Consider the following 1,566-nt stretch of genomic DNA (forward strand, 5'->3'; position numbering starts at 1 on the left):
CACGCCACACCCGGCCCCCAAGCCCGCTACCGCCGAATCAGCCCGCCGGCCCCCGACCACACGACAGACGGACCCCAGTGAAGCGAATATTCACCGTGGCTTCCTGCTTGCTCACTCCCTGCGCTTCGGCAAGCAGGGCGAGCGCCTTCTCGTCCTGGGGTTCCAGTCGGAGTGTCATCGCCATACCCCAAACGATCCCAGTCTGGTATCTCACGCCCATGCCCTGTGTCTCGCGCGCACTGTGGGGTTGGTTGAACGTCCCTCCCGGTGTCCCTCAGGGACACGCACTTCCGTACGCGTGCCCATGCCGTGCGGGGTCAGGGCCAGGACGCCGGGTGGCTGCAGCCTCCTTACAGCTGAAGCTCCTTCTGGCCATGTCCATCACCAGGTCACGGACGTCGTCGTCAGGCGCTTCCAGGGGGATGTCGTTGAGGCCCTGGAGAACCACGACGCAGAAGCGGTCGACTCGACGTGCCGACGCTCTTCGCCACCGCTGACCGCTTCGTCGATGTGGTGAGGGAGTGAGTCCATCTTCCCGGCGCTGCCCACCGCGGTCGCCCCGTATGGGGAGAGGGTGCCTGTGTTTCCGGAAGGCCGGAGCTCACTGCTGATGATTTCACTGGATGAAACTGCTGCCAGAGCGCTCTTGGTCGTCCTCGGCGGGGTTCGAGCCACCGTCTGTCTGCGCACTGCCGTGCCGGAGTAGTGATCGGGGACGACCTTTCGGTCGCCGAGCGGAGCTGCCGCGTGCGTTGGACTTTCACCAGGTGAAAATTCTGCTTCAGCTCTCCTGACGCCTCTGATTGCCTGCGAGAGGTCGAGGTGCCCACCCCGACGACAACGACCGACAGTGACGTCGAGCAGGAGTGGACATGATGACGCAGGAAAGCCCGCCCCAGGAGGCCACCATCGTGGTGGGCAGCACCCCTGAGCCCCGCCGGGCGGACGCACCCCGGCGGTCACGCGCTGCGCTGCGCTGGGATGGCCTCGGCGTCACCATCGCCGCCGTGGCGCTGGTGGTCCTGGCCGGTGCCTTCCACCCCGCGTTCATCCTTCCCGGCAACCTCTTCAACGTCGCCCAGGCCTCGGTCTACATCGGCCTGCTGGCAGTCGGGTCGGTGTTCCTGATCGCGATGCGCCGAGCTGGACCTGTCCATCGGGTCGACCTTCGGGCTCACCCTGACGGGTTCGGCACTGCTGATGGGCAACGGGGTGGATCCCTGGATCGCGGCGGTCGCCGGCATCGTCTTCGGCGCCTTCCTCGGCTTCAACAACGCCCTGATCGTCCAGCTGATCCGCATCCCCACCATCGTGGCCACCCTGGCGACCCTGTCGGTCTACCGAGGCCTGGCCCTGGGGCTGAGCCAGGGGCGCCAGGTGACGGGGCTTCCCCGCAACCACCCCTTCTTCACCATCATCGGCGGCAAGGTCCTCGCCATTCCCGTCAGCGTCATCATCCTCGTGCTGGTCATTGACCTGCCTCGGAGTTCTCGGACAGTGGGCCCTCTTAAGATGAGGGTGCTACTGAAAGTGAGACCAACATGTCCGTGTCGCGTAGGCGATTCA

Annotated in this window: 2 protein-coding genes and 1 pseudogene; 1 reads left to right on the forward strand and 2 read right to left on the reverse strand. The window is 65.8% G+C overall.

Annotated features, from left to right (window positions below):
- Positions 1-37: 37 nt before the first annotated feature.
- Both GA0111570_RS17500 and GA0111570_RS17170 read right to left on the reverse strand, forming a co-directional pair.
- Positions 38-184, reverse strand: coding sequence for a type II toxin-antitoxin system HicB family antitoxin (locus GA0111570_RS17500; protein ID WP_139283319.1), 147 nt, complete (start codon positions 182-184; stop codon positions 38-40).
- A 775-nt stretch (positions 185-959) separates the two neighbouring features.
- Positions 960-1,157: a hypothetical protein gene (locus GA0111570_RS17170; RefSeq protein WP_092613879.1), complete on the reverse strand. Its 198-nt coding sequence runs from the start codon at positions 1,155-1,157 to the stop codon at positions 960-962.
- 43 nt (positions 1,158-1,200) lie between these two features.
- Between GA0111570_RS17170 and GA0111570_RS17175 the strand changes: the two are divergent.
- Positions 1,201-1,566: pseudogene (locus GA0111570_RS17175) on the forward strand (hypothetical protein); the annotation flags it as partial.

The sequence above is a fragment of the Raineyella antarctica genome, assembly GCF_900092135.1.
GTDB lineage: Bacteria > Actinomycetota > Actinomycetes > Propionibacteriales > Propionibacteriaceae > Raineyella > Raineyella antarctica.

Bases quoted from the DNA above. Each gene is read 5' to 3' on its own strand.
- GA0111570_RS17500 (WP_139283319.1), bottom strand. From the start codon at position 184: ATGGCGATGACACTCCGACTGGAACCCCAGGACGAGAAGGCGCTCGCC.
- GA0111570_RS17170 (WP_092613879.1), bottom strand. From the start codon at position 1,157: ATGGACAGGTCCAGCTCGGCGCATCGCGATCAGGAACACCGACCCGAC.